Source organism: Treponema sp. J25 (assembly GCF_004343725.1).
In the GTDB taxonomy this organism is placed as follows: Bacteria; Spirochaetota; Spirochaetia; order Treponematales; family Breznakiellaceae; genus J25.
Map to the genome: position 1 here is coordinate 36,808 of NZ_PTQW01000019.1, position 23,321 is coordinate 60,128.

Annotated in this window: 25 protein-coding genes; 21 read left to right on the forward strand and 4 right to left on the reverse strand. The window is 50.2% G+C overall.

The features are described 5' to 3' along the window. Nucleotides 1-33 precede the first annotated feature (33 nt). From tpiA to C5O22_RS07220, 21 genes are all read left to right on the forward strand, one after another. Nucleotides 34-780 carry a triose-phosphate isomerase gene (gene tpiA / locus C5O22_RS07120; protein ID WP_132780525.1) on the forward strand — a complete coding sequence of 249 codons (747 nt, stop codon included), beginning with the start codon at nt 34-36 and terminating at the stop codon, nt 778-780. Nucleotides 781-1,047: 267 nt separating this feature from the next. Beyond that, entirely contained in the window at nt 1,048-1,476 is a 429-nt protein-coding gene (gene secG / locus C5O22_RS07125; protein WP_132780526.1) for a preprotein translocase subunit SecG, read from the forward strand. Nucleotides 1,477-1,514: 38 nt separating this feature from the next. Next, nucleotides 1,515-1,988 carry a PTS sugar transporter subunit IIA gene (locus C5O22_RS07130; RefSeq protein WP_132780527.1) on the forward strand — a complete coding sequence of 158 codons (474 nt, stop codon included), beginning with the start codon at nt 1,515-1,517 and terminating at the stop codon, nt 1,986-1,988. Nucleotides 1,989-1,999: 11 nt separating this feature from the next. Then, a complete protein-coding gene (locus tag C5O22_RS07135; RefSeq protein ID WP_132780528.1) occupies nt 2,000-2,314 on the forward strand; it encodes a hypothetical protein in 315 nt (104 codons plus the stop codon). Then, nucleotides 2,311-3,372, forward strand: a complete 1,062-nt coding sequence (locus C5O22_RS07140) for a V0D/AC39 family V-type ATPase subunit (RefSeq protein WP_132780529.1) — start codon at nt 2,311-2,313, stop codon at nt 3,370-3,372. Before C5O22_RS07135 ends, C5O22_RS07140 begins: the two co-directional genes overlap by 4 nt. A gap of 14 nt (nt 3,373-3,386) precedes the next feature. Further along, nucleotides 3,387-5,462 carry a V-type ATP synthase subunit I gene (locus C5O22_RS07145; RefSeq protein ID WP_243692900.1) on the forward strand — a complete coding sequence of 692 codons (2,076 nt, stop codon included), beginning with the start codon at nt 3,387-3,389 and terminating at the stop codon, nt 5,460-5,462. After that, complete coding sequence (locus C5O22_RS07150; protein ID WP_132780531.1) at nt 5,462-5,818, forward strand: ATP synthase subunit C; 357 nt, start codon at nt 5,462-5,464, stop codon at nt 5,816-5,818. Before C5O22_RS07145 ends, C5O22_RS07150 begins: the two co-directional genes overlap by 1 nt. A 10-nt stretch (nt 5,819-5,828) precedes the next feature. Then, nucleotides 5,829-6,170, forward strand: coding sequence for a V-type ATP synthase subunit F (locus C5O22_RS07155; RefSeq protein WP_132780532.1), 342 nt, complete (start codon nt 5,829-5,831; stop codon nt 6,168-6,170). A 33-nt stretch (nt 6,171-6,203) separates the two neighbouring features. Next, complete coding sequence (locus tag C5O22_RS07160; RefSeq protein WP_132780533.1) at nt 6,204-6,821, forward strand: hypothetical protein; 618 nt, start codon at nt 6,204-6,206, stop codon at nt 6,819-6,821. Further along, nucleotides 6,814-8,643 (forward strand): V-type ATP synthase subunit A, encoded by a 1,830-nt coding sequence (locus tag C5O22_RS07165; protein WP_132780534.1) that lies wholly within the window; start codon nt 6,814-6,816, stop codon nt 8,641-8,643. Before C5O22_RS07160 ends, C5O22_RS07165 begins: the two co-directional genes overlap by 8 nt. Then, on the forward strand, nt 8,640-10,148 hold the full coding sequence (locus C5O22_RS07170; RefSeq protein ID WP_132780535.1) for a V-type ATP synthase subunit B: 1,509 nt from the start codon (nt 8,640-8,642) through the stop codon (nt 10,146-10,148). Before C5O22_RS07165 ends, C5O22_RS07170 begins: the two co-directional genes overlap by 4 nt. After that, nucleotides 10,148-10,771, forward strand: coding sequence for a V-type ATP synthase subunit D (locus tag C5O22_RS07175; protein ID WP_132780536.1), 624 nt, complete (start codon nt 10,148-10,150; stop codon nt 10,769-10,771). The genes C5O22_RS07170 and C5O22_RS07175 overlap by 1 nt, the downstream gene beginning before the upstream one ends. Then, a complete protein-coding gene (locus tag C5O22_RS07180; protein WP_132780537.1) occupies nt 10,768-11,253 on the forward strand; it encodes a universal stress protein in 486 nt (161 codons plus the stop codon). Before C5O22_RS07175 ends, C5O22_RS07180 begins: the two co-directional genes overlap by 4 nt. Nucleotides 11,254-11,389: 136 nt before the next feature. After that, nucleotides 11,390-11,800: a hypothetical protein gene (locus C5O22_RS07185; protein ID WP_132780538.1), complete on the forward strand. Its 411-nt coding sequence runs from the start codon at nt 11,390-11,392 to the stop codon at nt 11,798-11,800. 94 nt (nt 11,801-11,894) lie between these two features. Beyond that, the gene (locus C5O22_RS07190) at nt 11,895-12,680 is read left to right on the forward strand and encodes a J domain-containing protein (protein ID WP_132780539.1); all 786 of its coding nucleotides are present in this window, start codon (nt 11,895-11,897) and stop codon (nt 12,678-12,680) included. A gap of 60 nt (nt 12,681-12,740) precedes the next feature. Continuing rightward, the gene (gene map / locus C5O22_RS07195) at nt 12,741-13,499 is read left to right on the forward strand and encodes a type I methionyl aminopeptidase (RefSeq protein ID WP_132780540.1); all 759 of its coding nucleotides are present in this window, start codon (nt 12,741-12,743) and stop codon (nt 13,497-13,499) included. Nucleotides 13,500-13,598: 99 nt separating this feature from the next. Continuing rightward, complete coding sequence (locus C5O22_RS07200; RefSeq protein ID WP_132780541.1) at nt 13,599-15,098, forward strand: Do family serine endopeptidase; 1,500 nt, start codon at nt 13,599-13,601, stop codon at nt 15,096-15,098. A gap of 115 nt (nt 15,099-15,213) precedes the next feature. Further along, on the forward strand, nt 15,214-15,822 hold the full coding sequence (locus C5O22_RS07205) for a phosphoribosyltransferase (protein WP_132780542.1): 609 nt from the start codon (nt 15,214-15,216) through the stop codon (nt 15,820-15,822). A gap of 82 nt (nt 15,823-15,904) precedes the next feature. Further along, nucleotides 15,905-17,683, forward strand: coding sequence for a hypothetical protein (locus tag C5O22_RS07210; RefSeq protein ID WP_132780543.1), 1,779 nt, complete (start codon nt 15,905-15,907; stop codon nt 17,681-17,683). Beyond that, complete coding sequence (locus C5O22_RS07215; RefSeq protein ID WP_132780544.1) at nt 17,680-18,948, forward strand: hypothetical protein; 1,269 nt, start codon at nt 17,680-17,682, stop codon at nt 18,946-18,948. Before C5O22_RS07210 ends, C5O22_RS07215 begins: the two co-directional genes overlap by 4 nt. Before the next feature lie 52 nt (nt 18,949-19,000). Then, nucleotides 19,001-19,672, forward strand: a complete 672-nt coding sequence (locus tag C5O22_RS07220) for a ribonuclease HII (protein ID WP_132780548.1) — start codon at nt 19,001-19,003, stop codon at nt 19,670-19,672. Here the strand turns inward: C5O22_RS07220 and C5O22_RS13745 are convergent. From C5O22_RS13745 to C5O22_RS07240, 4 genes are all read right to left on the reverse strand, one after another. Next, nucleotides 19,605-20,078 carry a DUF3276 family protein gene (locus C5O22_RS13745; RefSeq protein WP_132780545.1) on the reverse strand — a complete coding sequence of 158 codons (474 nt, stop codon included), beginning with the start codon at nt 20,076-20,078 and terminating at the stop codon, nt 19,605-19,607. The genes C5O22_RS07220 and C5O22_RS13745 overlap by 68 nt on opposite strands. 51 nt (nt 20,079-20,129) lie before the next feature. After that, nucleotides 20,130-20,309 carry a hypothetical protein gene (locus C5O22_RS07230; protein ID WP_132780546.1) on the reverse strand — a complete coding sequence of 60 codons (180 nt, stop codon included), beginning with the start codon at nt 20,307-20,309 and terminating at the stop codon, nt 20,130-20,132. Beyond that, nucleotides 20,287-22,230, reverse strand: a complete 1,944-nt coding sequence (locus C5O22_RS07235; protein ID WP_243692901.1) for a phosphatidylglycerol lysyltransferase — start codon at nt 22,228-22,230, stop codon at nt 20,287-20,289. The genes C5O22_RS07230 and C5O22_RS07235 overlap by 23 nt, the downstream gene beginning before the upstream one ends. A gap of 227 nt (nt 22,231-22,457) precedes the next feature. Beyond that, the coding region (locus C5O22_RS07240) for a sensor histidine kinase (RefSeq protein WP_165910445.1) at nt 22,458-23,321 on the reverse strand (864 nt) is incomplete at its 5' end.

Sequence of the window (23,321 nt, forward strand, 5' to 3'; positions counted from 1 at the left end):
TTTCTGTTATTCACTAAGTAAGGAGATTTTCTGATGAGACAGTATTTTATTGCCGGTAACTGGAAGATGCATAAAACAAGGCAAGAGGCGGCAGAGCTTGCCCAGGCCCTGGTGGCCCAACTAAAGGACGGAAAACACAAGTACCTCGTGGCTCCTAGCTTCACCCTCCTGGAAACGGTAGGGAAAATCGTGGCGGGGACCAATATTATGCTGGGAGCCCAGAACATGGCCCCAGAGGAACAGGGCGCTCATACCGGGGAAGTGTCGGTGCTCCAGCTTAAGGACCTGGGCGTGCAGGCGGTTATTCTTGGACACAGTGAGCGGCGCCATCTTTACAAAGAGGATGATGCACTTATCAACAAGAAGGTTAAATTAGCCCTTAAGCATGACCTTGAGGTAATCCTCTGTGTGGGGGAACTCCTCGAAGAACGGGAAGCCGGTAAGGCCGAAGCGGTCTGTGAAACCCAGACGGTTCAGGGGCTTGCGGGAGTCACCGCAGAAGAACTGAAGCGGGTTACCATCGCCTATGAGCCCGTGTGGGCTATCGGCACTGGAAAAACCGCAACCCCCGAAGATGCGGATGCTATTCATGCCTTTATTCGAAAGGTAATTGCCCGTTTGTATGGAGAAGAGGCGGCAAAGAAAATTTGTATCCAGTACGGAGGCTCGGTAAAGCCCGAGAATGCGGCCCAACTCATGGCTAAACCAAACATCGATGGGGCACTGGTCGGGGGAGCATCTCTTAAGGCTGATACCTTTGTGCCGATTGCCAAGTTTTAAAAAAAATGGGCAGGGGGTTGTTGCTTGTGGCAAAGGAACCCCCTGCCATTCTTCTCGATGGTTTTTCTTATACTTAGCAGGGGAGAGGGTTCTTCTGAGAAGTAAAGGCTCTCTTATAAAAAGTGGCCCTTTTTAACAGGAAAGCCTGAGAGAATATCTTGATAAAAAGGAAACGGCGTTTTTAACAGATTTAAAACAAAGCCCTTGCATAAGAAGAGGCCCCTACGATAGAATGGGGGGTAGTATTTTTGCCATGGGGAGAGATACATGGGGTTTGTAACTGTTCTACTTTTGGTTATGTTTGTGATTGTATCGGTTCTTCTTATTTTAATTGTGCTGGTTCAGGGAGAAGAGGGAGACACCCTTGGAGGCCTGTTTGCCGGCGGGAGTGGATCGGCGTTTGGGTCTCGATCAGGTAATATCCTTACAAAAACTACTTCTATTCTGGGGGCCCTTTTCCTTATTCTTGCATTTTCTCTTGCCCTGGTGAATCGTTCTGGGGGCGATCGAGGTCTTGAAGCTACCCCTAAACAGATAGAAAAATCGGGTACCTCCGAATGGTGGAATGAAAATACCGCTTCCCAGAGTGGGGATAGTGCCACTTCGGAAAGTGGTGCACCGCTTCAAACGGAACAGACCCCGGGGAACTCTGAAACGAGTCCTGTTCCGGCAGAGACGAATCCTGCTCGTCAATGAGATCCTGGTTACCCTCTGAAACAGGGAGGTAGGCGGCTATGTTGCTATGCGAGGTATTTTCGCCTGATCTTATTAAAGTAGGTCTTGAAGCGGAAAACAAAGATGAAGTTTTTGAAGAAATGGTGGATTTTTTCTGCCAGGCCCGGAATTTTCTTCATCGGAAAGAATTATTAGCCGCCATCTGGGATCGGGAATCCAAAATGTCCACAGGGATAAAAAAAGGGATTGCCATTCCCCACGGTAAGACCGATGTGATTGATCATGTGTCGGGGGTATTGGGGATATCAAAAAAGGGGATCGAGTACGAAGCCCTTGATGGGGAGCCGGTATACCTTCTTTTTATGATGTTTGCGCCAAGCCGGGATTCGGAAAAACATTTGCGGCTTTTAAAACGCTTGGCGGAACTACTGGATATGCCAGAGTTCTATACTGAACTGATAGCCCAGAAGACACCCCAGGGGGCACACGAGGTAATAAAAAAATATGAGGAACGGCTCATTGCCCTGACCTAACGAGGAACCCCATGGAACACCTAGCAGTGATGCATCATTTGCTGGATATCGAAAACCAGGCGGCTCAACTGGTAGCAGATGCCCAGAAAGAAGCGGACCGACGGATCCAGGAAAAGGAAGAGGAACTGCGAAAACACTATGAGCAGGTGTACCGGGAAGAGGCGAATAAGTGGGAAGAGGAGTATCAGCGTCGTTTAGAGGAATTACAAAATGAATATCGCCGTCTTCTTGCTGATTATGAGCGTGAGCTAGAAGGACGGACAACAGATATAACCACCTTTTGTAAAACCGTGGAAACCTACCTGTTCGAGGGGCAGAAAGCATGATGATTACCTCAGAACGGGCCTATACCTATGCAAAAGCCAGTGGCATCATTGGTAAGTCCTTTCTGAGAAAACGAATGCAAGAATTAGCGGCCGTAAGCCGTCTGAATGAATTGGATCGGCTGGTGTTTGGCGAAAAGGCCCGGGAACTTCCGGAACGGGCCCTTTTATTTGATCTCCAGCGTCGCATCATGCAGCGAACCGCGGAGGAAATCTTGAATCTTGTAAAACAGGCCTTTCCTCGGTTTTTAGCCCAGGAGTTGCCTGTACCACAGGCCATGCCGCCGAATCTCAGGCTTATCCAGCTATGTGTTCAGAGTTATGAGTATCAGGATCTCAAAATGGTGCTTACCTCCCTTGCTAAGGGGGAGCAAACAGCGCCATTTCATATCGATATTGCTCCCTTTGGAAGCATTGATTTTTCCGCATATCCCCATCTCGAGCGGATGGTACGGAATTCTGAGTTCTCCTGGTTAGTGGAAAAAGGCCCGGTGTATCAGAATCAGAACCTTGTCCTTTCTCTTCAGAATGAATTGGACCGAAGGTATTACCACCTTCTGTGGGAGGCGGTGCAGCGCCTTGCTTATTCCGAGAAAGGGCCAGTGGAGGATCTCCTTCGGCGGGAAATAGAGTATAAAAATTTTCAGTGGGCCCTGCGGCTTAAGATTTATTTTGATGTGCCTACCGAAGAAATCGAAAAACAGCTTATCCAGGAGCAGTATCGCGGTCGTTCCCTTGCCGCAGAGACGATCCGTTGTCTTTCCTTGCCTGTGGACCAAGCCTCTGCCTGGGCGACAAGTCCCTATTATTTTTTATTGAATAAAGAAACACCCGATACTCCCTGGAAACCCGATCCCCGTTTTGTTCAGCGGCACGCCGCATTAGAGTTGTATCACCGGGCCTGGCGCTATTTTCGGCGTTATCCTTTTTCTCTCAGCGCCCTGGTGTGTTTTATCAAGCTAAAGCAATTTGAAGAGGATCTCCTTATAAGCCTTTCTGAAGGTCTTGCCCTGGGTTTTTCAGGAAAAGAGGTCTTGCAGGAATTGGAGGTGTCCCCGTGATACGCCCGAAACCAATGAAATACGTAGAAATTACCCTGCTTGCGCGAGACGTGGACCGGGTTCTGGAACAGTTAGGGAAGATGGGGGTGCTCCATTTTTCCTTACCAGAAGGAGAGGAAAGTCCCTCAGAAGAGGCGACCGGATCTTATGCTGAAGAGCTGTCGCGACGGGAAAGCGAAGGGTTGGATAAAAATTCTCGGGCAACAAAGGGGACAACATCTCAGCCTTCGGTGTTAGAAAAGATAGAGGAACAGATTCGACAACTGGGGGACCTTGCTTCGTATTTAAAAATTGCGCTCTCCTTTGAACCCTCGGAAGTAAGTGCCCTTCCTACCGCGGAGGATGAACTTTTTCTTAGGGAACTGGCCCAACGGATAGAAAAACTGCGGGAAGAAGAACAACAGGTGCTCTCCAAAAAACAAACCATCGAAGAAGCCCTCCGGGAGGCCCGGGCTTTTGCGGGACTTCGCAGTCCCTTCCAGGATATGGAACAGTTGTCCTATCTTACCCTGCGGATTGGGAAGCTCGATATGCACCAGCTTCCCCTGATTCAAGAAGCCCTTGGAGAACGGGCGGTGGTGGTTCCCCTGGGTGATGGGGAACGGGTCATTGCGGCCTCTTCCCGAAAGGGACGTTTTGCCCTGGATTCGGAACTTAAAAAGGCGGGTTTTGTGGCGCTCAAAGTCCCCGAGGGCTTTACGGGGGTTCCGGAAGAAATGATTCAGGGCTTGGAAACCTCGGTTCAAGAACTGGATATGCGTTTGAAGGAACTCGTCGAGTTAAAAGAACAGTTGGTGGAAGAGGTGGGCCCCCAGCTTGAGCGTCTTGCTGCTTCCTTTGGGATGGCAAAGGTAGTAGAAAATTTGAAAAGTCACCTCGTGAGTACCAGTAATGCCTACACCCTTTCCGGCTGGATCCCGGCGGATGTGGTGTACCAGGTATTCCATGCCCTGGTTCACCTTACGGATGGCAGGATTGCCTTTCGTTCCTATGATCCGGAGGAAATTCCGGCGGTGCAAAAGGGAAAAGAGAAGGTCCCCGTCGTTATGGACCATGGGGCCTTTGTGCGAGGCTTTGAGAGGGTAGTATTTTCCTACGGTGCTCCCCTGTATGGCAGTATCGACCCCACCCCCTTTGTGGCATTTTTCTTTACCCTGCTCTTTGGCATCATGTTTGGCGACCTCGGTCAAGGGGCAATTCTCTTTTTATTGGGCCTTTTGATCCAGAAGGCCAAAAAGGGTTTCCTGAGCCGTTTTAAAAAATATGGAAGTCCCCTTGTGGCGGTAGGGGTCGCCGCTATGATAGTGGGCCTTTTGGATGGAGAGGTTTTTGCCAATGAACAACTCCTTATTCGTCCTACCAGGGCAATCACGGGCTTTTTAACCGGGCATCCGGTGGACCGGATTATTACCCTTATGCCTGAAAAGGGAAACCTGGAAAAACTTTTTATATTCTTTGGCTTTACCCTGGGCGTTGGGGTCCTGATTAATTCGGTGGGATTGATTATCAACATCGTAAATAAATGGACCTTTAAAAAATACGAAGAGGCCCTTTTTGCGAAAACCGGTCTTGCGGGGGCCCTGTTCTTCTGGTATGCCCTGTATCTTGGCATTCGAGTGGGGGTACTGCACGATGCTATTCACTGGTTTGATGGGCTGGGCCTCGGGCTTCCGCTCCTCGCCCTTTTCTTTGGTCCCCTCCTGTGGCGATTCCTTAATGGCCAGAAGCCGCTTTTTGAGCATGGCGCGATGGCCTTTGTTATGGAGGGCTTTGTTCAGATCCTTGAAACCCTTTCGGGCTATATTTCAAACACCGTGAGTTTTCTGCGGGTGGGCGCCTTTGCCCTATCCCATGCGGTCCTTTCCTTTATCGTTTTCTCTCTGGCTTCCATGTTGGCCCGCCAGGGGGGAGTCGGTTCGGTGGGGGGCCTGGTAGTTATGATCCTCGGTAATGGGATTATTATTCTTCTTGAGGGAATGATCGTGGCCATCCAGGTGGTGCGATTACAATATTATGAATTCTTTAGCAAATTTTTTACTGAAACCGGGGTGGAGTACGATCCGTTTCGGTTTAAGAGGGAGGTTGCCTGATGAAGCGTCTCGTTATGATCATGACCCTTGTACTGCTAGCGGGTTTTGTCTCGTTCCTGGGGGCCCAGACCGCCGAGGGGGCTGGAACAGGAGGAGGGGAAACAACGACTCAGGAAAAGTCGGTACAAAAAGAAACCAGTCAGGGACAAATCCCCTGGAAGTACTTTGCCGCAGCCCTGGCGGTGGGGATCTCCTCTATTGCGGGAGGAATTGCGGTGGGGCAGATTGGATCTGCAGCTATGGGTGCCATGAGTGAAAATCCTGAACTATCCGGAAAAGCCCTACCGTACGCGGGTCTTGCGGAAGGGATCTGTTTGTGGGGTTTCTTGGTGGCCCTTTTTATTCTTTTGTTGTGATAGGTTCGCGGTGGACTACTTTTTTATTGGGGAAGCGGAACTGGTCACGGCCTTCCAGTTTGTAGGAGTTTCGGGAAAGGCCGTGGATACGGCCGCAGAGGCCCGTTCCATTTTTAAACAGCTTACGGAGGGCCTGGTTCCGGAACTTGGTTTTGCAAAACCTACCATCGAGCCCTGTAAGGTACTCATCATTACTGAGGAAGTGGCGGAGTGGCTTGGTGATGACCTTGTTCAGTGGCAACTGTCGGGGCAGTTTCCCCTCATTGTGGAATTGCCAGGTTTGCAGGGGCCCCTGGCAGGACACAAAACCCTTATGGAGTCAATCCGGGAGGCCATTGGAATCAGTATTTAAAAGATTTCCCATGGCACGATGTAGGAAGCAAAAATGGAAGAGTTACATTCGACAGAAGCTCTGGATCGAGAAATTTTAGAGGATGCTCGAAAACGGGCGGATAAAATTCTAAAGGCCGCTGCGGAAACCATTAAGAAACGGGAGCAGGAATGGCAAAGCTGGCTTGAACAGTCCCGTTCTCATTTAAAAGCCCAGTATGAAGAACGGCTGAAGGCCGCAGAAAAGGAAATCATGTCCCGTCTTCCCTTAGAGAAACGACGGTTTCGTTCCCTCCGGGCCGAGACTCTTTTAAAAAAAGCGATGGATACCTATATCCAGGGGGTGCCCCGTTCCCAAATTCTTGCCTTGCTTGCCCATCATTTGGAAAAGCGGCTTGCCCCGGTGGTTGCCTCGGCTTCGGAAGAGGTCCTTGTGTCTTCTGTCGGATTAACCCAGGAGGAATTGGGCATGGTCTTGCAGAAATCCCTGGGGACTATTCCCTGGCGTGTTGCGGAAGCTTCTTTTGCGAGGGATCCCTATCCTTCCCTGGTGTTGGAAGGTACGGGGTGGCGTATTCGACTTTCTCTGCAGGAACTGGTGGAGGATCTTCTCCTGGAAAAACGGGCGGAACTGGCTTCGGCATTGCTTGGCGAGGGGGTGCTCGATGATTGAAAAAAAAGAGACTCCCCTTTCATCCCCCTCCCTCATAGAAGGACGGGTTATTCGAATCTCGGGGCCGATCGTTCGGGCGGAAGGCCTTGGTAAGGCAGGCCTTTTTGATGTGGTAGAGGTAGGAGAAAAGGGGATTATTGGGGAGATAATTCGCCTTGAGGGCGACCAGGCGGTTATCCAGGTGTACGAAGATAACACGGGCTTACAGGTTGGTTCTATCGTGCGTTCTACGGGCCGTCCCCTTTCAGTGTTTCTCGGACCTGGTCTTATTGGCACCATTTATGATGGGATTCAGCGACCCCTGGATGTGTTGTATCGCCTGTCAGGACCCTTTTTACAGCCGGGAGTTCGGGGCGAACCTCTGGACAGCCAGAAACGCTGGCCCTTCACTCCAAACCCGGATCTGGAACGACGGTTGAAACAGGGGGAATCCATCCCCATGCAACCGGGGCTCCTTCTTGGAACGGTTCAGGAAACTCCCAGTATTACCACGAAGATCCTTGTTCCCCCGAACATGAAGGGAGGAGTGCTTGAACACCTGGCGCCGGAAGGCACCTATACGGTGCTTGATGTCATAGCCCGGTCCAGTATGGGCGAGGACATTTCCCTGGGACAATGGTGGCCTGTCCGTCGTCCCCGGCCGGTCCTGAAAAAACTGGTGCCTGATACCCCCCTGGTAACGGGGTTGCGGGTGATCGATATGTTCTTTCCCCTTTCAAAGGGGGGGACCGCCGCTATTCCCGGTGGTTTTGGGACCGGCAAGACCATGACCCAGCACGCCATCGCCAAGTGGTGCGACGCGGATGTGATTGTGTACATTGGCTGTGGAGAACGGGGCAACGAGATGACCGAAGTTTTAAGTGAGTTCCCCCATCTGGTTGATCCCCGGACAGGGCGCTCTCTTATGGAGCGGACCATCCTTATAGCCAATACGTCGAATATGCCCGTGGCTGCCCGGGAGGTTTCGATATATACGGGAATCACCCTCGCCGAATATTACCGCGATATGGGGTACCATGTGGCTATTATGGCCGATTCCACAAGCCGTTGGGCCGAAGCCCTCCGGGAGCTTTCAGGAAGAATGGAAGAAATGCCCGCCGAAGAGGGCTTCCCCTCCTATCTTCCTACCCGGCTTGCGGAATTCTATGAACGATCCGGTCGGGTTACGACCCTGTCGGGGAAAGAGGGGTCGGTAAGTATTATCGGCGCCGTTTCTCCGCCGGGGGGCGATTTTTCAGAACCGGTAACCCAGCATACCAAACGATTTATCCGATGTTTCTGGGCCCTTGATCGGGACCTTGCCAATGCCCGCCATTATCCCGCTATCAGCTGGAGCGATAGCTACAGCGAATACGCCGAAGAAATCCGTCCCTGGTGGGAACGGCGTAACCCTGCCTGGGTTTCCTTGCGGCGGGCTGCCCTGGAACTGTTAAAACGGGAACAGCGGCTCCAGGAGATTGTGCGCCTCATTGGACCCGATGCCCTTCCCGATGAAGATAGGTTGGTGTTGCTTACGGCGGACATCATTAAAAACGGCTTTCTCCAGCAAAATTCCTTTGATGAAGTTGATAGGTACTGTGTCCCCGAAAAGCAGGTGAGAATCCTCGACCTTATCATGAAATTCCATGAACGGGCCCTGATGTGCCTTCAGTTAGGGGCGCCCCTCATAAAAATAACTGAGCTCCCTATTCGGGAACAGCTGGTGCGCCTTAAGAGCCAGGTTCCCAACGATGCCTTAGATCTTCTCAGCGCCATGGAGCGGGACCTTAAAGGAGCGTTTGATGCCCTGGAAGGGACCTATAAGGCAAAGGAGGTCCTATGAGAGGAGTAGAGTTCCAGGGATTGCACCGTATCGAAGGCCCGGTGGTCATTACCCATCGCAGTAAACAGGTAGGATTTGGAGAAATTGTGGCCGTCCTGGATCGTAGTGGGGAACGACGGATTGGTCGGGTTATCGATCTCAGCGAGGATTGGGCGGCCATCCAGGTATTTGGTTCTACCACGGGCCTATCCGCGGAAGATTCCCGGGTTGAGTTTCTTTCCCACCCTATGGAACTTCGGGTTGGTCCTGGGTTGTTAGGACGGGTTTTTGATGGGTTGGGCCGGCCCATCGATGGGTATGGACCGATTTTTTCTTCTGATTTTCGGGATGTGAATGGGCTTCCTATCAATCCCTATGCCCGGGAATATCCCCGGGATTTCATCCAGACCGGTATTTCTGCCATCGATGGAATGAACACCCTGATTCGGGGACAAAAGCTTCCTATCTTCTCGGGCAACGGAATGCCCCATAATCGTCTGGCGGCTCAGATTGTGCGACAAGCAAAAATCAGGAGTCAACAGGAGTCCTTTGTGGTGGTCTTCTGTGCCATGGGGGTAAAATTCGATGTGGCCCGCTACTTCCTGGATGAATTTGAACGGACAGGGGTCCTTGCCAATGTGGTGGTTTTCCTGTCCCTGGCCGATGCACCTTCCATAGAGCGGCTTATCACACCCCGCTGTGCCCTGACTGCCGCAGAATACCTGGCCTACGATAAGGGAATGCATGTCCTGGTGGTGATGACCGACATGACCAATTACTGTGAGGCCCTGCGGGAGGTTTCCGCAATTCGGGGAGAAGTGCCCAGCCGCAAGGGATATCCGGGGTATCTCTATTCTGACCTGGCAAGTCTCTATGAACGGGCTGGAAGAATTAGCACCTCCCCCGGATCTATTACCCAGATTCCTATTCTAACCATGCCCAACGATGATATCAGTCACCCCATTCCCGACCTCACCGGCTACATTACGGAAGGACAGATCGTGCTGGATCGGGAATTGTTCCAGCGAGGGGTGTACCCACCGGTGGCGGGGCTCCCGAGCCTTTCCCGCCTTATGAAAGACGGTATTGGGCCGGGCATGACCCGGGAGGATCACAAGGATGTGGCGAGTCAGCTTTTTGCCGCCTATTCCCGGGTAAAATCGGTTCGTAACCTGGCAAGTATTATTGGGGAAGAAGAACTTTCGGCCCTCGATAAGCAGTATCTCCAGTTTGGAGAACAGTTTGAACAGAATTTCCTCTCCCAGGGGGAATACGAGGACCGCAGTATTGAGACTACCCTTGACCTGGGGTGGAAGATGCTTACCCTCTTGCCCCGGGAAGAGCTGGTCCGGATTAAGGAAGAGTATCTGGAAAAGTACCTTACGCCGCTTCTTTCACAGAAAGGCCAGGGAGGAGATGGATCCCTTCTAAAAGGAAGAAAGGGGGCCTTTGAAGATTCAATGGGGGAGCCCCAGGGCGAACCGTTGCCCCTGTCTCTTTCTGAAGATGGTGCAGGGAGGTTCTGATGGCTCGGGAAAACATCGCCCCGACAAGGAGTAACCTGCTTAAAATTAAAGAACGGCTTGCTATTGCCGAGGAAGGCTACGACCTATTGGAGCAGAAACGGGAAATTCTTATCATGGAGCTTATGCAGACCGTAGAGGAAGTAGAGCTTCTTGAACGGGAATTGGCAAAGCGTATCGAAACGGCCTATCCGGCTTTGCAGCGGATGCTCATGGTGGTAGGGCGAGAACGGGCAGATCGGCTCAGTAAAAACAGTATTCCCTGGATAGAACTCCATGAAAAAACCCGTCTTCTCGCGGGAATGCACCTTCTAAGCATAGAATACAAGATAGGAACGGTAAAAATTCCCTATGCCCCGGCGAATTCATTTGCAGAATGTGACCAGACCGTGTTAGAATTCTCAGAGCTTCTAAAAATTCTTACGGAGCTGGCTGCAATTCGAACCATTGCCTGGCGTCTTGCCCGGGAAGTACGAAAGACCCAGCGGCGGGTGAATGCCCTGGAAAAGCAGGTAATTCCTACTGCCCGGGAAACCCGCCAGTACATCGAAGCAGCCCTGGAGGAACGGGAGCGGGAAGCCTTTTTCTCCAGTAAACTACTAAAAAGGAAGGCTGGTAGGTTATGATACAGGGCCTTTTCTCTCATATTCTGGTAGCCCTCTCAGGGTCGGATGCCTCGATTCATGCGGCAAAATATGCGATCATCATGGCAAAGCTCTACCATTCTCGTCTTTCGGCGGTGTATGTGGTGGATACGGCCACTATTAAGCAACTTACCCTGAGTAGGATCTTTATCCAGGAAGAAAGCCTTGAGTATGAGCAAAGCCTGGAAGCCAATGGCCAGCGGTACCTTACCTTTGTGGAAGAACTTGCCCGGGCTAAGGGTGTTAAGATAGAACGGGAACTGCGAAAAGGGGCGGTGTATACGGAAGTTCTGTCGGTGGCGGAGGAAAAGAAGGTGGATCTTATCGTGCTAGGAGGCTGGGAAAAGGACCGGAATTCCCGGGATATCATCTCCCATGCCCATCGGGAAATCATGGTATCCGCCAAGTGTTCAGTATTGGTGGTAAAAGAGCCTAGTATTGATCAACTGTATAAACAACTGTAGTTTTTTGAGAGGAAACATGAAGGGACTATTTGATAAAGAGAGTCCCGTGGGGTTATCAATAAGAACGATAAAAACATACAAAAGTTGAGGGTGTTCTGGTGAGAAAGCCTAGTTTCTGAAAAGAAGAGGAGTGTCTATGAGAATTGCCTGTATAAAAGTAGCCTCTCGCCGAGGAGAGGCATTGCCAGCGGGGGATCGCCTGGTAAAAGGAATGATCGCAGCGGGGCATCTGGTTGATGTGTTTGATGCCTGGGTTGATGATGGACTTCGCCTTCCGGGCTATGAATACGTGGTGGTGGTCGCCCGAAGCACTTCCTTTTTTGGGGGAAAGATGCCGGAGGCCCTTGCAAAATTACTGAAAACCGCCAGTTCCCTCGTAGGGAAAAAGGCGGCGGCCTTTTTTGTCAAAACCTCACCCTTTGGAACCGTTAAGGGACTGCGTAACCTCATGGCTACCATGGAACGGGAAGGGATGTTCATTAATTGGTCGGAAATTATCCTGGGCGAGGATCACGCCGAAGCCCTGGGAAAGCGGATAGGTTCTTAACCTCACCTTGAGGAATCATGAACATCCCAGTAACACGAAGAGAAAAGGTCTTTCTCTAAGCGAGGAAGTAAGTAACCGGGTAGATTAGAGAGCCGTGGAAAACTATTACGAAATCCTGGGGGTTAGTGTCGACGCCAGCGAGGAGGCGATTAAGCGGGCCTTCCGGGAAAAGGCGAAGAAGGTACACCCTGATATTGCCGGCGAAGCAAGTCAGGCGGAAATGCGGAAGCTTCTTTCCGCGTACGAGACCCTTTCCCATCCCCAACGGAGGGAAGAATATAATCGAGCCTATGAACGGTTTACCAAAAAATATGAGTTTGATTATCGGACCTTTCTTAAAGAACGGGCGGATGACCCCGAAAGCCAGGCAAAACTGATATTTTTTGACCTCCTCCATCTGGAAGAAGAAGAGGCCATAGCGGTCTGGCGTGCCCAGGGGGGGCTTGATTTCCCCCTGGATCGATACCTGGATCGGGAAGATTGGATGGATTGCGTATTTATTCTGGCAGAGGAGCTTGCTAAGGGGGGAGCCTATTATGAGGCCTTTATGCTCCTTGTGCCGGTAATTAGAGAAGAACGGCGAAAGCCCTATTTCCGTCATTTCATGGTGGAAGTAGACACCTTTCTCCGGGATCTAGTACGAATAAAGCTTCCCCGGTTTTTGTCATCCCAGGAATTGGTGGCCTGCCTTGAACTTCTCCTTGATCTGGGGTATTCGGCCCATGAGGAAGCGCGATGGCTTAAGACCATGGCAGAACATCTGCTTGCCTTAGGATATCTGCAGGATGCACGGCGGGTTTTTCTCGAAGCTCTTCAGCGGGACCCCGCTTTGCCTCAGACCGTCCAGTTACGGCGCAAATTGGGTCTTACTGAAAAGTAACAATGCGGAATAGGAAGGATCCTATCATCATTTTAGAGAAAGAGGTATAAAGAACTCAACATGATTCGTTTAAAAAATCATACCCAGATAGAGGGAATTAGAAAATCCTGTAAACTGCTGGCTCGTATGTTTCAAGAACTTGTTCCTCTGGTTCAGGAAGGGGTAGAGACTCGGGATCTGGATCAGTGGGTACAGCGGTATATTAAACAGGCGGGGGGAAAGCCCGCCTTTTTGGGGTATGGGGATGATGCGAACCCTTACCCCGCAGCCCTCTGTGTTTCCATTAATAACGAGGTCATTCATGGTATTCCGGGGAAACGAAAGATTCAGAAAGGAGATCTGGTTTCCCTCGATTGTGGTATCAACCTTGAGGGGTATTTCAGTGACCAGGCTGTGACCGTAGAAGTTGGAGTCGTAAGTCCAGAAGCCCAGAGACTTAACAAAATCACCCAGGAGTGCTTATACAAGGGAATAGAGCAGGCCCGGTATGGGAATCGGCTGCTTCAGATAGCCCGGTCCGTGTATCAATATGCCCAAAGTTATGGGTATGGGGTGGTGCATCAGTACTGTGGTCATGGGGTTGGTTTTTCTCCCCATGAAGACCCCCAGGTTCCTAATGTCCCCCACGGGCCAAACCCTCGCCTTATAGAAGGAATGGTACTCGCAATCGAGCCGATGATTAACCTGGGAACCGGGGATGTAACTCTTCTAGATGATGGCTGGACGGTGGTTACCGCGGATGGAAAACTCTCTGCCCACTGGGAGCATACGATCGCCATATTTCAGGACCATACGGAAATCCTTACCTTGCCCGAATGAGGGTTCAGCATCGACATCAGTATTTGTACAGTTACCGAGGGTACTAGGCTGTAACCATTTGGTCTGAGAAATATTATATTTTGCATATGGAGGTTTTCTATGTCCCTGTATGATAAACTTGCCAGTAAGAAGTTCTTTGTCTTTAACCTGGTACTCGTAGGAGTCATTTTTGGTTTTATTTTGGCGGCAGTTACTATCCTTAAAGGACGATCCCCAGAAACTCCAGTGGTGTATGCCGAAACAGCCCCTCGCACGGTTCCGCAGGATGCTCTTTCTGTAGCTGAAAGCTTGCAAAACGCCTTTCGTTCTGTGGCAGACAGTGTGCTCCCGGTTATTGTACAGGTAAATACGGTGGAAATTCAAAGACAGCAAATTCCCCAGTTCCAGGGAATTCCCTGGGAATTCTTCTTTGGCACCCCTGATGATGAGAATTCTTCGCCACGAGAAAGGGAATTCCGGTCCCGTGGGGTAGGCTCAGGGATTATTGTCCGGCGGGATGGAAAGAACTATTTTGTGCTTACCAATAACCATGTGGCAGGTCAGGCTACAGAGATAAGTGTTACTCTTTATGATGGGAAAGAATATAAGGCTAAACTGGTAGGGAAGGATGAACGGAAAGACCTGGCGATGATTTCCTTTGAATCGACTACAGAATATCCAGTGGCGGTTCTTGGAGATTCTGATAAAGTAAAGGTAGGGGATTGGGCTATAGCGGTGGGAAGCCCCCTGGGTCTTATGTCATCGGTAACCATGGGGATTATCAGTGCTGTGGGGCGTACCGGAGGCCCCGCGGGCAACATTAATGATTTTCTTCAGACCGATGCGGCTATAAATCAGGGAAATTCCGGTGGCGCCCTTGTCAATATCCGGGGAGAAGTGGTGGGAATAAACACCTGGATTGCCTCTCCTTCGGGTGGGTCGGTAGGTCTCGGATTCGCCATACCGATTAATAACGCAAAACGGGCGATCGATGATTTTATTTCCACCGGTCAGGTGAAATATGGGTGGCTGGGGGTTTCCCTTATCGATGTGGATAAAGATATGAGTAATGATTTAAAGTTGGGCGATCGAAAGGGCGCTCTGGCCTCTCAAATTTTCATGGGTTCTCCTGCTGATAAGGCTGGTATTTTGCCCGGCGACTTTATTACCAGATTGAATGGGCGAGAGGTTCGAAATCGGGATCAACTGGTACTCCTTGTGGGAGATCTTAAAGCTGGGGAAAAGGCTACCTTCACCATTGTGAGAGGAGGACAAGAACGGACGGTGGAAGTTCGTATCGAAGAACGGAAAGAAGATAAGATTAATGACAACTCTAAATACTGGCCTGGTCTTATCGTGACTCCCCTAACGGAGGATATTAGGAGTACTCTAAAACTGGATTCTAAGGCGGAAGGCCTGTATGTGGCTGATGTCATTGCTAAGAGCCCCGCGGCTATCATGGGGGTCCAACGGGGTGATCGGGTGGTTGGAGTAAACGGGGAATCCGTAAAAACCCTGTTTGATTTTTATCGTATCTTAAACGATAGGACAAAGAAGGATCTCTACTTTGAAGTAATCCGGGGCGATACTCGCCTTGAGACCATGCGATATAAGCGGTAAAAAGTTGGTCTGTGCTTATAGCAGGTGATTAAAATAAAGGGCGCCCTTTTAGGGGCTTATTTCCGGCCAGAAGGGAGCCCTTTATTAAACCCCTGTTTTTGGGTATTATCCTTCCATGGAAAAGGAATTTTTACCCTACGATGTGGTTCGAAACAACGCCTTAAAGCTGGCCTACCGGATTCATCAGGATGGTTTTGTACCTGATGTGATTTACGTTTCCCTGCGAGGTGGGGCTTACCTGGGAAACGTGATCAGCGAGTATTTTAAAATCGTACGAGCCCATGATCGACCCGTGTATTATGCCGCCGTGGTAGCCCGATCATACACGGATATTCGGAAACAGGAGCGGGTAATGGTTGATGGCTGGACCTATGACCCCGCCCATCTGCGTACCGGCGACCGGGTACTTCTCGTAGATGACATTTTTGATACGGGAAGAACGATTAATCGCCTCGCCGAAATTATTTTAGAAAAAGGAATTCCCCGGAAGGATCTTAAGGTAGCGGTCCACGATTATAAGTATTTTGTGGATAAGGTGGAACAACTACCCATCCAGCCTGATTATTGGTGCCGCAAGCATGAACTTTCGGTGAATGGGACGGATCGCTGGATCCACTATCTCAGTCACGAACTCGTGGGGCTTACCAAAGAAGAATTGGAAGAATATTACTATAAGGATGACCCCGAACTCCGGCCGGTGTTAGATAGAATTCCTACCCGATAACATATGCAGCGATTCTCCCCTGATTTCAGGGGTATTCGACTGCCTTGGCCGAAAGAACCGGGTGGGTAGGGAGAATGAGCCTATGTGGATATGGAAAAAAGTACAGAGGAAAAGAGGTATCGGAGGGGGGCTCGTTTTTTTGATAAGCACCCTTTCCCTCTGGGGAGCGGAGGCCCCTGCTTCTCGTTTTTTGTCAGTCTTTCAGAAGGCCGATCGTCCGAAGGTCCAGCTCTTTATCCAGAATCTGGATAAAACGCGGGAACAGCTTCGTAGAACGACGGAGGAGTTTTTTACATCCTACGAACTACATCGGCAGAAAGGGGCCGTACTTGCGGCTTTCCTCCATGAGAGGCTTGTGGGGGAGGAGGGTAGTGATAAAAGTTTCTCTCCTCCTGAGTCAAGGAAGGATCTAAAGGATGATGGGGCCTTCCTTAAGAGAATCCGATATGTCAATGCGGTCTATCCTCTGGGGCTGGGGACGGGGGATTCCCCTCTTTCGGAGGAGGGGATGCTTCAGGAACTCTATCGACTCAGGACCCTTCGGCTAGATACCGCTCGAGACTGGGTAAAAAGTTCTTACCCGCCGGGGGATACCAGGACCACCGTTACGGCCAGGGATCTGGAAGAAAGTCTTATCCGGGAAGGGACCGCTTTCTCTCGATACCTCAAACCTCGGATTGCCAAGGCCTCTAAAAGTGTGCTCCTTCCTCTTGCGGAGGCCCTGGAAACTCGCCTTTTAAGCCATCCTGAAACACCTCCTTTCGCATTTAAACGGCTGCGAGAGGAGGCCCAAAAATTAAAAACCCCTCAGTACCAGGAATGGATTCTTTCTCTCTCTGGAACAAGCCCCCGTTTTCTTGTTTCCTTTGCCTATTCCTGGGGCAACGTGACGGGACCAGAAATAGATTCTTTTAAAAAAGCCTATAAAGAATTCCAGCGGACATACGAGAAGGCCCAGACCTTTCGGCATATTCTCTCTGCCGCCGCTGGGCTCGTCTGGCTGATCGACGAATATGAAGGGTTCCGGGGCCCTGATGATCGCTTTTGGGAAGATATCAGATATGCCCTGGCCCAACTGCGTTCCCTTTCTCTCGAAGATGTGGATATGGTGCTTCAAGAGTATCCCTCCTATCGGTGGGCCTTTCTTGAGGTTTCCTCCAGTCTCTGGCTTTTTCTCTTTCGTCCCATGCCGGCATGGATCCTCGAAAAACTGGGGGACCCCGTCGGCGTTTCAGAACTCCGTTCCTGGTTGTTTCAGGTGGGGTACTATACCCCAAAAGGTACGCAGGAGGAACAAAAAAAGATTCCGGTAGAAAAGAATGTGTCGTATACTTTTACTCGGGAAGATATTGAAACCCTGGAACGCTATGCCCTTGCCCTTGTGCGGGCCCAGGATGATATACAGCGTTTGGAAGTGGTTGTCCCTTTGCTTTCTCAGCAAAAGATACTAGAGTACTTTATGGTTGGGAAGGGACGAACAGAAGAAGGGAAGCTCCTCTATCAATCTATGCAACGGTTGTTAGCGGCAGAATCTCCGCCAGCGGGGCTTGTAAATTCTTCAGCAACGATGGTGCTTTTTATGGGGGATCTTTTGGCAGGAAAGCCCCTGCGGGCAGAATTACTTGCCCTCCTGTATCAGCAATCCGGTAAAGGGAAAGGCCCGATGGTTTTCCCCTATGAAAGTTATGGATCTTCTCTTATACGAGAGGTATGTGATCGGTATGGAATTCCAGAGAACTTGCTTGTGGTAGGAAGGGGAAAAGAAACCTCTTTCCCCTGGACTGAAGCAGTGGGGGCTCTTTCCCTTTCTGGGTTTCGACTGGCAGAGAGTTTTAGTCTTGCCAGGAGGGAACAGAGATGAAAAACCTTTTGCAGAAGCCTTTGCCTTTTTTTAGTGGTTTTGTGGGGTGCCGGAGAGTGTGGAAAGGTGCGGGTGTTATCTTCCTGGTGCTTATGATTCTTTCTTTTGGAAGCTGCAAGAAAGGTGAAAGCAATGGTGCGGTGCTGCAAACTCCTCCTCCGCAAAAAACCCTCCGGGATTTTTTTGGTAATCGACCAGAGCCACGATGCTTTTCCTACGGGACACGCCTGGAAAACCGTGTCCCGGTGGTGCGCTCTCTGGAATTTCCCCCTTCACCCCGCGATCTAGAAAACAGGGGGCCCCACATTGCCTATGGCTATGGTGAGCGGTATGAGGTGCGGGACCAGAGAATCCTGGAGGCCTATCCCCTTGTGGATGCCCCCGTTGAAGACTCCCCTGGCCCGACAGGGCCTCAGGACCCTGTTCCCTCTTCAAGCTCCCCGGCGGCGGACCCGGCTGAAAAGCTTCCCTTGATGGAAAATCTTGTATATGAAGCGACACCCCGCTTTCAGTGGGAATCGCCCTACCGTATTACGGCGGGCCCCCTGGTGTTTGCTGATACGGTTCTTCTCTGGACCGCCCGTCCTTCCTGTGTAATCCTTGATCGTATCAGTGGCCGCCTGGTACGGGAAATCTCCCTTTCCTACTATGTGGCAGGCTTTGAGTCCTTTACTGAAGCCCAGAATGAGCTTCTCCTTATTCATGGTGACCACAGTCTGGGATATTATGCATTGCAGGAAGAATCTCCCGGTGAAGAAGAGGCGAAAACGGAGGCCGCCTTTACGGAAATTCTGGGCCCCGCCCCAGAGGCCCGACGTAAGATTGAACAAAAGGTGGCAGCCCTGCTTTCTCGGCCTCAAGTTCCCCTGGGCAGGACCTATTTGTTTCCTGCCCGCGATGATCCTGATCCTCTTAACCCCCGGCTTTTTCGCTGGGATTGTCCTGAAGGGGGGAGCTATCTACTTTCTGTAGAGCCCCCCAAGGGAATGAGTCTCTTCCCTTGTATGATGGCCCTTTTTAATGACTCCGGTGAGTTTCTTTCTTCAAATTTGGAATATGAGGCCGCATCCCGTTTTGAGTTTACTCGTGGAGAACCTGGAACGCTTTATTTTGTGGTTGCTTTTCTAGATTTCCCCGAGGGAAAACCAGAAGGTGAAAATAGTCCGGGGATAAGCGAAAAACCTATTTCAGAGCCCTCTTCTCTATCTGCGGCAGCAAAGGAAGAATTAATGCGAGGATTTCGAATTCTGTTACGCAAGAAATAAATAGTAAGAGGAATCCTTTCGGGGGATACACATGAAAGAAGAGGGAAGAGTGATGATTTCACCTCGTCTGTGTGGAATCGATGAGGCTGGGAGGGGACCCCTGGCAGGGCCGGTGTGCGCCGCGGCGGTGGTGCTCCCTGAGGATTTTCCCGTGGAAGTTCTTAATGATTCAAAGAAGATGAGCGAAAAACAGCGGGAGTATGCCCGGGCCCTGATTTGTGAACAGGCCCTGGCCTGGTCAATTGGATGGGCCTCTCCTGCCGAGATAGATAGGATTAATATTTTGCAGGCGAGTCTGCTTGCTATGGAACGGGCCTTTCAGGGCATCACCGTTCCCTTTGATCTGGATCTGGTAGTAATAGATGGAACCTTTTGCCCTTCATTACCGGTTCCCTGCCGAGCGGTCGTGAAAGCGGATAGCCGGGTTCCCGCGGTGATGGCCGCTTCAATCCTTGCAAAAACCGCCCGGGATCGCATGATGATGCGCTATGGCTGGCTGTATCCTGAGTACGGCTATGAGCAGCATAAGGGATATCCTACGGCGTTACACCTTGAACGGATTCGGCAGTACGGACCTTCTCCTATTCAACGGATGAGTTTTATGCGGGAAAAGCTGGTGGAGGGTTCCCACAAGGCCACTGGGCCTCGAAAGAATGTTATTCCTTCGGAGGGACCGGCCGAACCTGAACTGCCCTTTTACGAGTCTTCGGCAGTTCAGAACTAGGGTTCCCTGCGTTTTTGGAAGATTCGCTGCTCTTTGTCTTTGCCCTTTCTTTTTTAATACGAAGGTGTGCTTTTTTGGTGTTTCCGCTCTGTTCCCCTTCGCCGGCATTCGCCCGGGGCTTTTCTCCTTTGGCCGCCTTCTCCGAGGATTTTTCTCGCCCCTGCCGTTGCTGTTCTTTATAGGCCTTTTCCAACACCCGCAGGGATTCGTCGAACCCTTTTAGGAATTCTTTAAGATCCTCGGCAAAGAGGACTATCGATTGACGTTCGAATCCACCGGTGTCTTTATTTTTACTCTCTACAATGTTAAGATAAAGATCCCCTAATCGATTTTCTTTTACATTAAAAAAATAGGTACGATTTTCTAGATGCACCTTCGTAGAAAAAATCTCTCCCCGTATACCCATTGTTATGCCTCTCTCCGAGAAAAATCAGGTTTCTCTTTACTCATATCCTCTTTATAGTATCGAAGTATCCTCTTTATAGTATCGAAGGGCCAGAACTTTACCGCTGTTCTTCATACAGGTAAAAGAAGACCATCGTTGTTTCCCTTTGGATCGATAAGAAAGCCCCTCTATAAACTGACTGGTTCTCCCCTCAGGATCCTCCTCCTTTTCAGGTGCTCCCGGCCAGTACATCCGCTTCCTCTACCATTTTCCGCTGCCAGAACAGGAGATCCCGTTCCATCCGGGGGTCCTTCCCTTCCGTATCCGCCATGATGCGGAACACTGGTTCTGTGCCGGAACCCCGCATCCAGATAAAGGCTATTTCCTTACCTTCCTGGTTCTTGAAGAGAATTTTGAGTCCCCCTCGGCCCGCTTCTTCAAAGCGAGAAAGGTTTCTTCGTTCTTCAGTTCCATTATACGCAATTGCTTCCCAGCTTACAATTCCATACCGTTGAGCAAGTTCTGACCGGCGTTCTTCCCACTCTTTGTTAAAAATTTTCTGATATGTCGCCTTTAGACGGCTATGGTCCTGGGTTTTTATGCGGAGTATCGCTTCCGGGTTATACGCACTGGTGGTAACAAAAGAGGGAATGGTTGCCAGAATATGGGAAAGACTATACGTTTCTGCGGTATTATCCTGTTGTTCCGATAATTCTTTCCAAATGTCAAACAGTCCCGAGCGCCCCTCGGTTTTTCGGATAAGGAGCAACTTTAAAATGGCCGCTAACGTATTAATGGGATCCCGGACTGCGGCGGGATAGGTGATGTTGCCCCCCGCCGCTCCTTCACCTAAGAAGCGAACCACATACCCCTTTTCTCGTAATTGTCGAGCAAGGCTTACCACATTTGCTTCCCCCACTTCTGCTCGAAACACGGAGACATCAAACACCCGGGCAATCCGGTCTATCCGCATGGATGTAGGATCATTGATGGCTACTGCAACCTTTTTCTGGGCGTTCCCTTTATTATCGTACTGGAGTTCTCCGGACCATACGAGGTACGAAAGTTCCGCAAGACAACAGAGGGAGAACACCTCCTGGGCTTCCAGACTGCGGGCCTGCTGCATCTGGTCATCCCAGATGACCAGGTTTCCCCGATCCCCATCGCAGTCCGGAACATAGCCTATTATATACGCCGGATCTTCTGCGTGTAATTCTTCCAGTTTGATGCGACAGGGCTCCAGGGATTCTCCTTCGGGCACAATTCGATGGGCAATAGCGCCGGGTTTTTCATTCATCACGGTTACCCGGCACCCTAAATTTTCTAAAAAGGCCCGATCGATACTGCAGGTCCGGGCAGATCCATTAAAATCGATGAGAATCCCTACCGGTGTGGTGGTAAGGGTCTCCCGGAGAATGGCAAAGAGTTTCTGCTGTTGGTGACTATCTTCGGTCCCGCTGATGACATGGCGGGTAAACACTTCGTAGGCCGCGAGGGCTTCTTCTTTGTATTTCGTGCTTTCTGAAAGAACCGCCAGAAATCGCCCGTGGAGTGAGGGGTCCGCAAGCCCTTGTATGGCTTTTTCGATATATTCGGGGGCCTCAAGCCGTCCCCGGAACTCGGCGATAAGGGGCGCCATCTCTGTGGCGGAAAGAACCCCGCCGTCGGTTCTGCCAAATTTGATACCGTTGTGGCCGATCGGATTGTGACTGGCGGAAACATATATAAAACCGGAGACTTCTTTTTTTTCTCCCGCGATGCGGCTGTATGCCATGATTTCAGGGGCCGCGATGATGTGGGTGTATCGAACACGACAGCCCCTCTGTAAAAGGGCCCGGATAATACAAGAGGCAATAGCAGGGCCCGTGGGACGGGTGTCCACTCCTACCACAACGGTTACGGGTGTTTCTGGCTGTTCTTTCTGGAGGTGCTCTGCAAAAAGGTCTCCTGCCAGGTAACTGATAATCTGATATGCCCGTGAAATATGGGGTACCCGGGATTCTTCGTTCCCATCAAGGGCAAACACACCCCGCCATCCCGAGGCAGAAAGGATACATCGTTGTATGGTCTCCTGTACCTCGACTATACGGTTGGTAAGGTTTTCCTCCATACCCACCTCAGTGGTATCTGGAGGTAGGGATTTACCCCATTCGGGAGGTATTACGGCGGTCATGGGCACTCCTTTTCCTTCTCTATTTTAGTGGGACCTCACTATACCCTATTCTTCGTATGTTGGACTAGGGGGATAGGCGGCTCCTTCGTGGTTATGGGATACCGTATTACCTGAATATTGCTCAATAGGATAGGGAGCTTGTAGATAAGGTTGGAAACTTTTTTATTGACGAAGGATCTGGATAAGAAGAAGCGTTCCGACAGTTTAATCTGATAGGTGGACTGGTCTTATTGAGATACAGAAATGGGCAGGGCGATAGTAAAACAGGTCCCTTCACCTTCCTTGGAATGAACTGCAATTTTCCCTTTATGAATATTGGTGATAATATTGTAGGTGATACTCAATCCTAGACCGGTCCCTTTTCCGGGTGGTTTGGTAGTAAAGAAGGGATCAAAGATGCGTTTTTGAATAGCCTGTGGGATACCGGGACCATCGTCTTGAAATTGAATATACACAAAGGTATTATCTGCCCACGTTTTTATCCAAATATTTCCCTTTTCACTTCGATGCTGGGATTCAATAGCTTCTACGGCATTCATGATAATATTGAGCCATACCTGATTTAGTTCACTACCGTGGGCTCGGATGAGAGGAATATCCCCGAAATCTTTGTGCACATCGGCGATATATTTTATAGAGTTCCAGGCTACCACAAGGGTACTATTGATACCTGCATGAATATCATATTCAAGAAAATCTTCACTTTGATCTACCCGAGAAAATAATTTTAAGTCTGAAACAATATTCATAATTCGAGAAAAGCCTTCATCCGATTCATGTATGATTTCTTGAATACGATTCAAGAGGTCCTTTATATGGATACAGTGTTCATCCTGCAAAGTAATTTCTTTGATAGCTATACATTCCTCAATTTTTTTAAGGTACTTTTTTATTGTTTGGTGATTGCTTTTTATAAATCCAAGGGGATTGTTAATCTCATGGGCTATCCCTGCGGCAAGTTGTCCAAGGGAAGCAAGCTTTTCCTGTTCTACCAGGAGTGATTGAGTTTGTTGGAGTTTGTTGTTCAATTCACTTAATTCCAGGTTAGATTTCCATAATTCTTTTTCATGGAGGATTCGTTCGGTAATGTC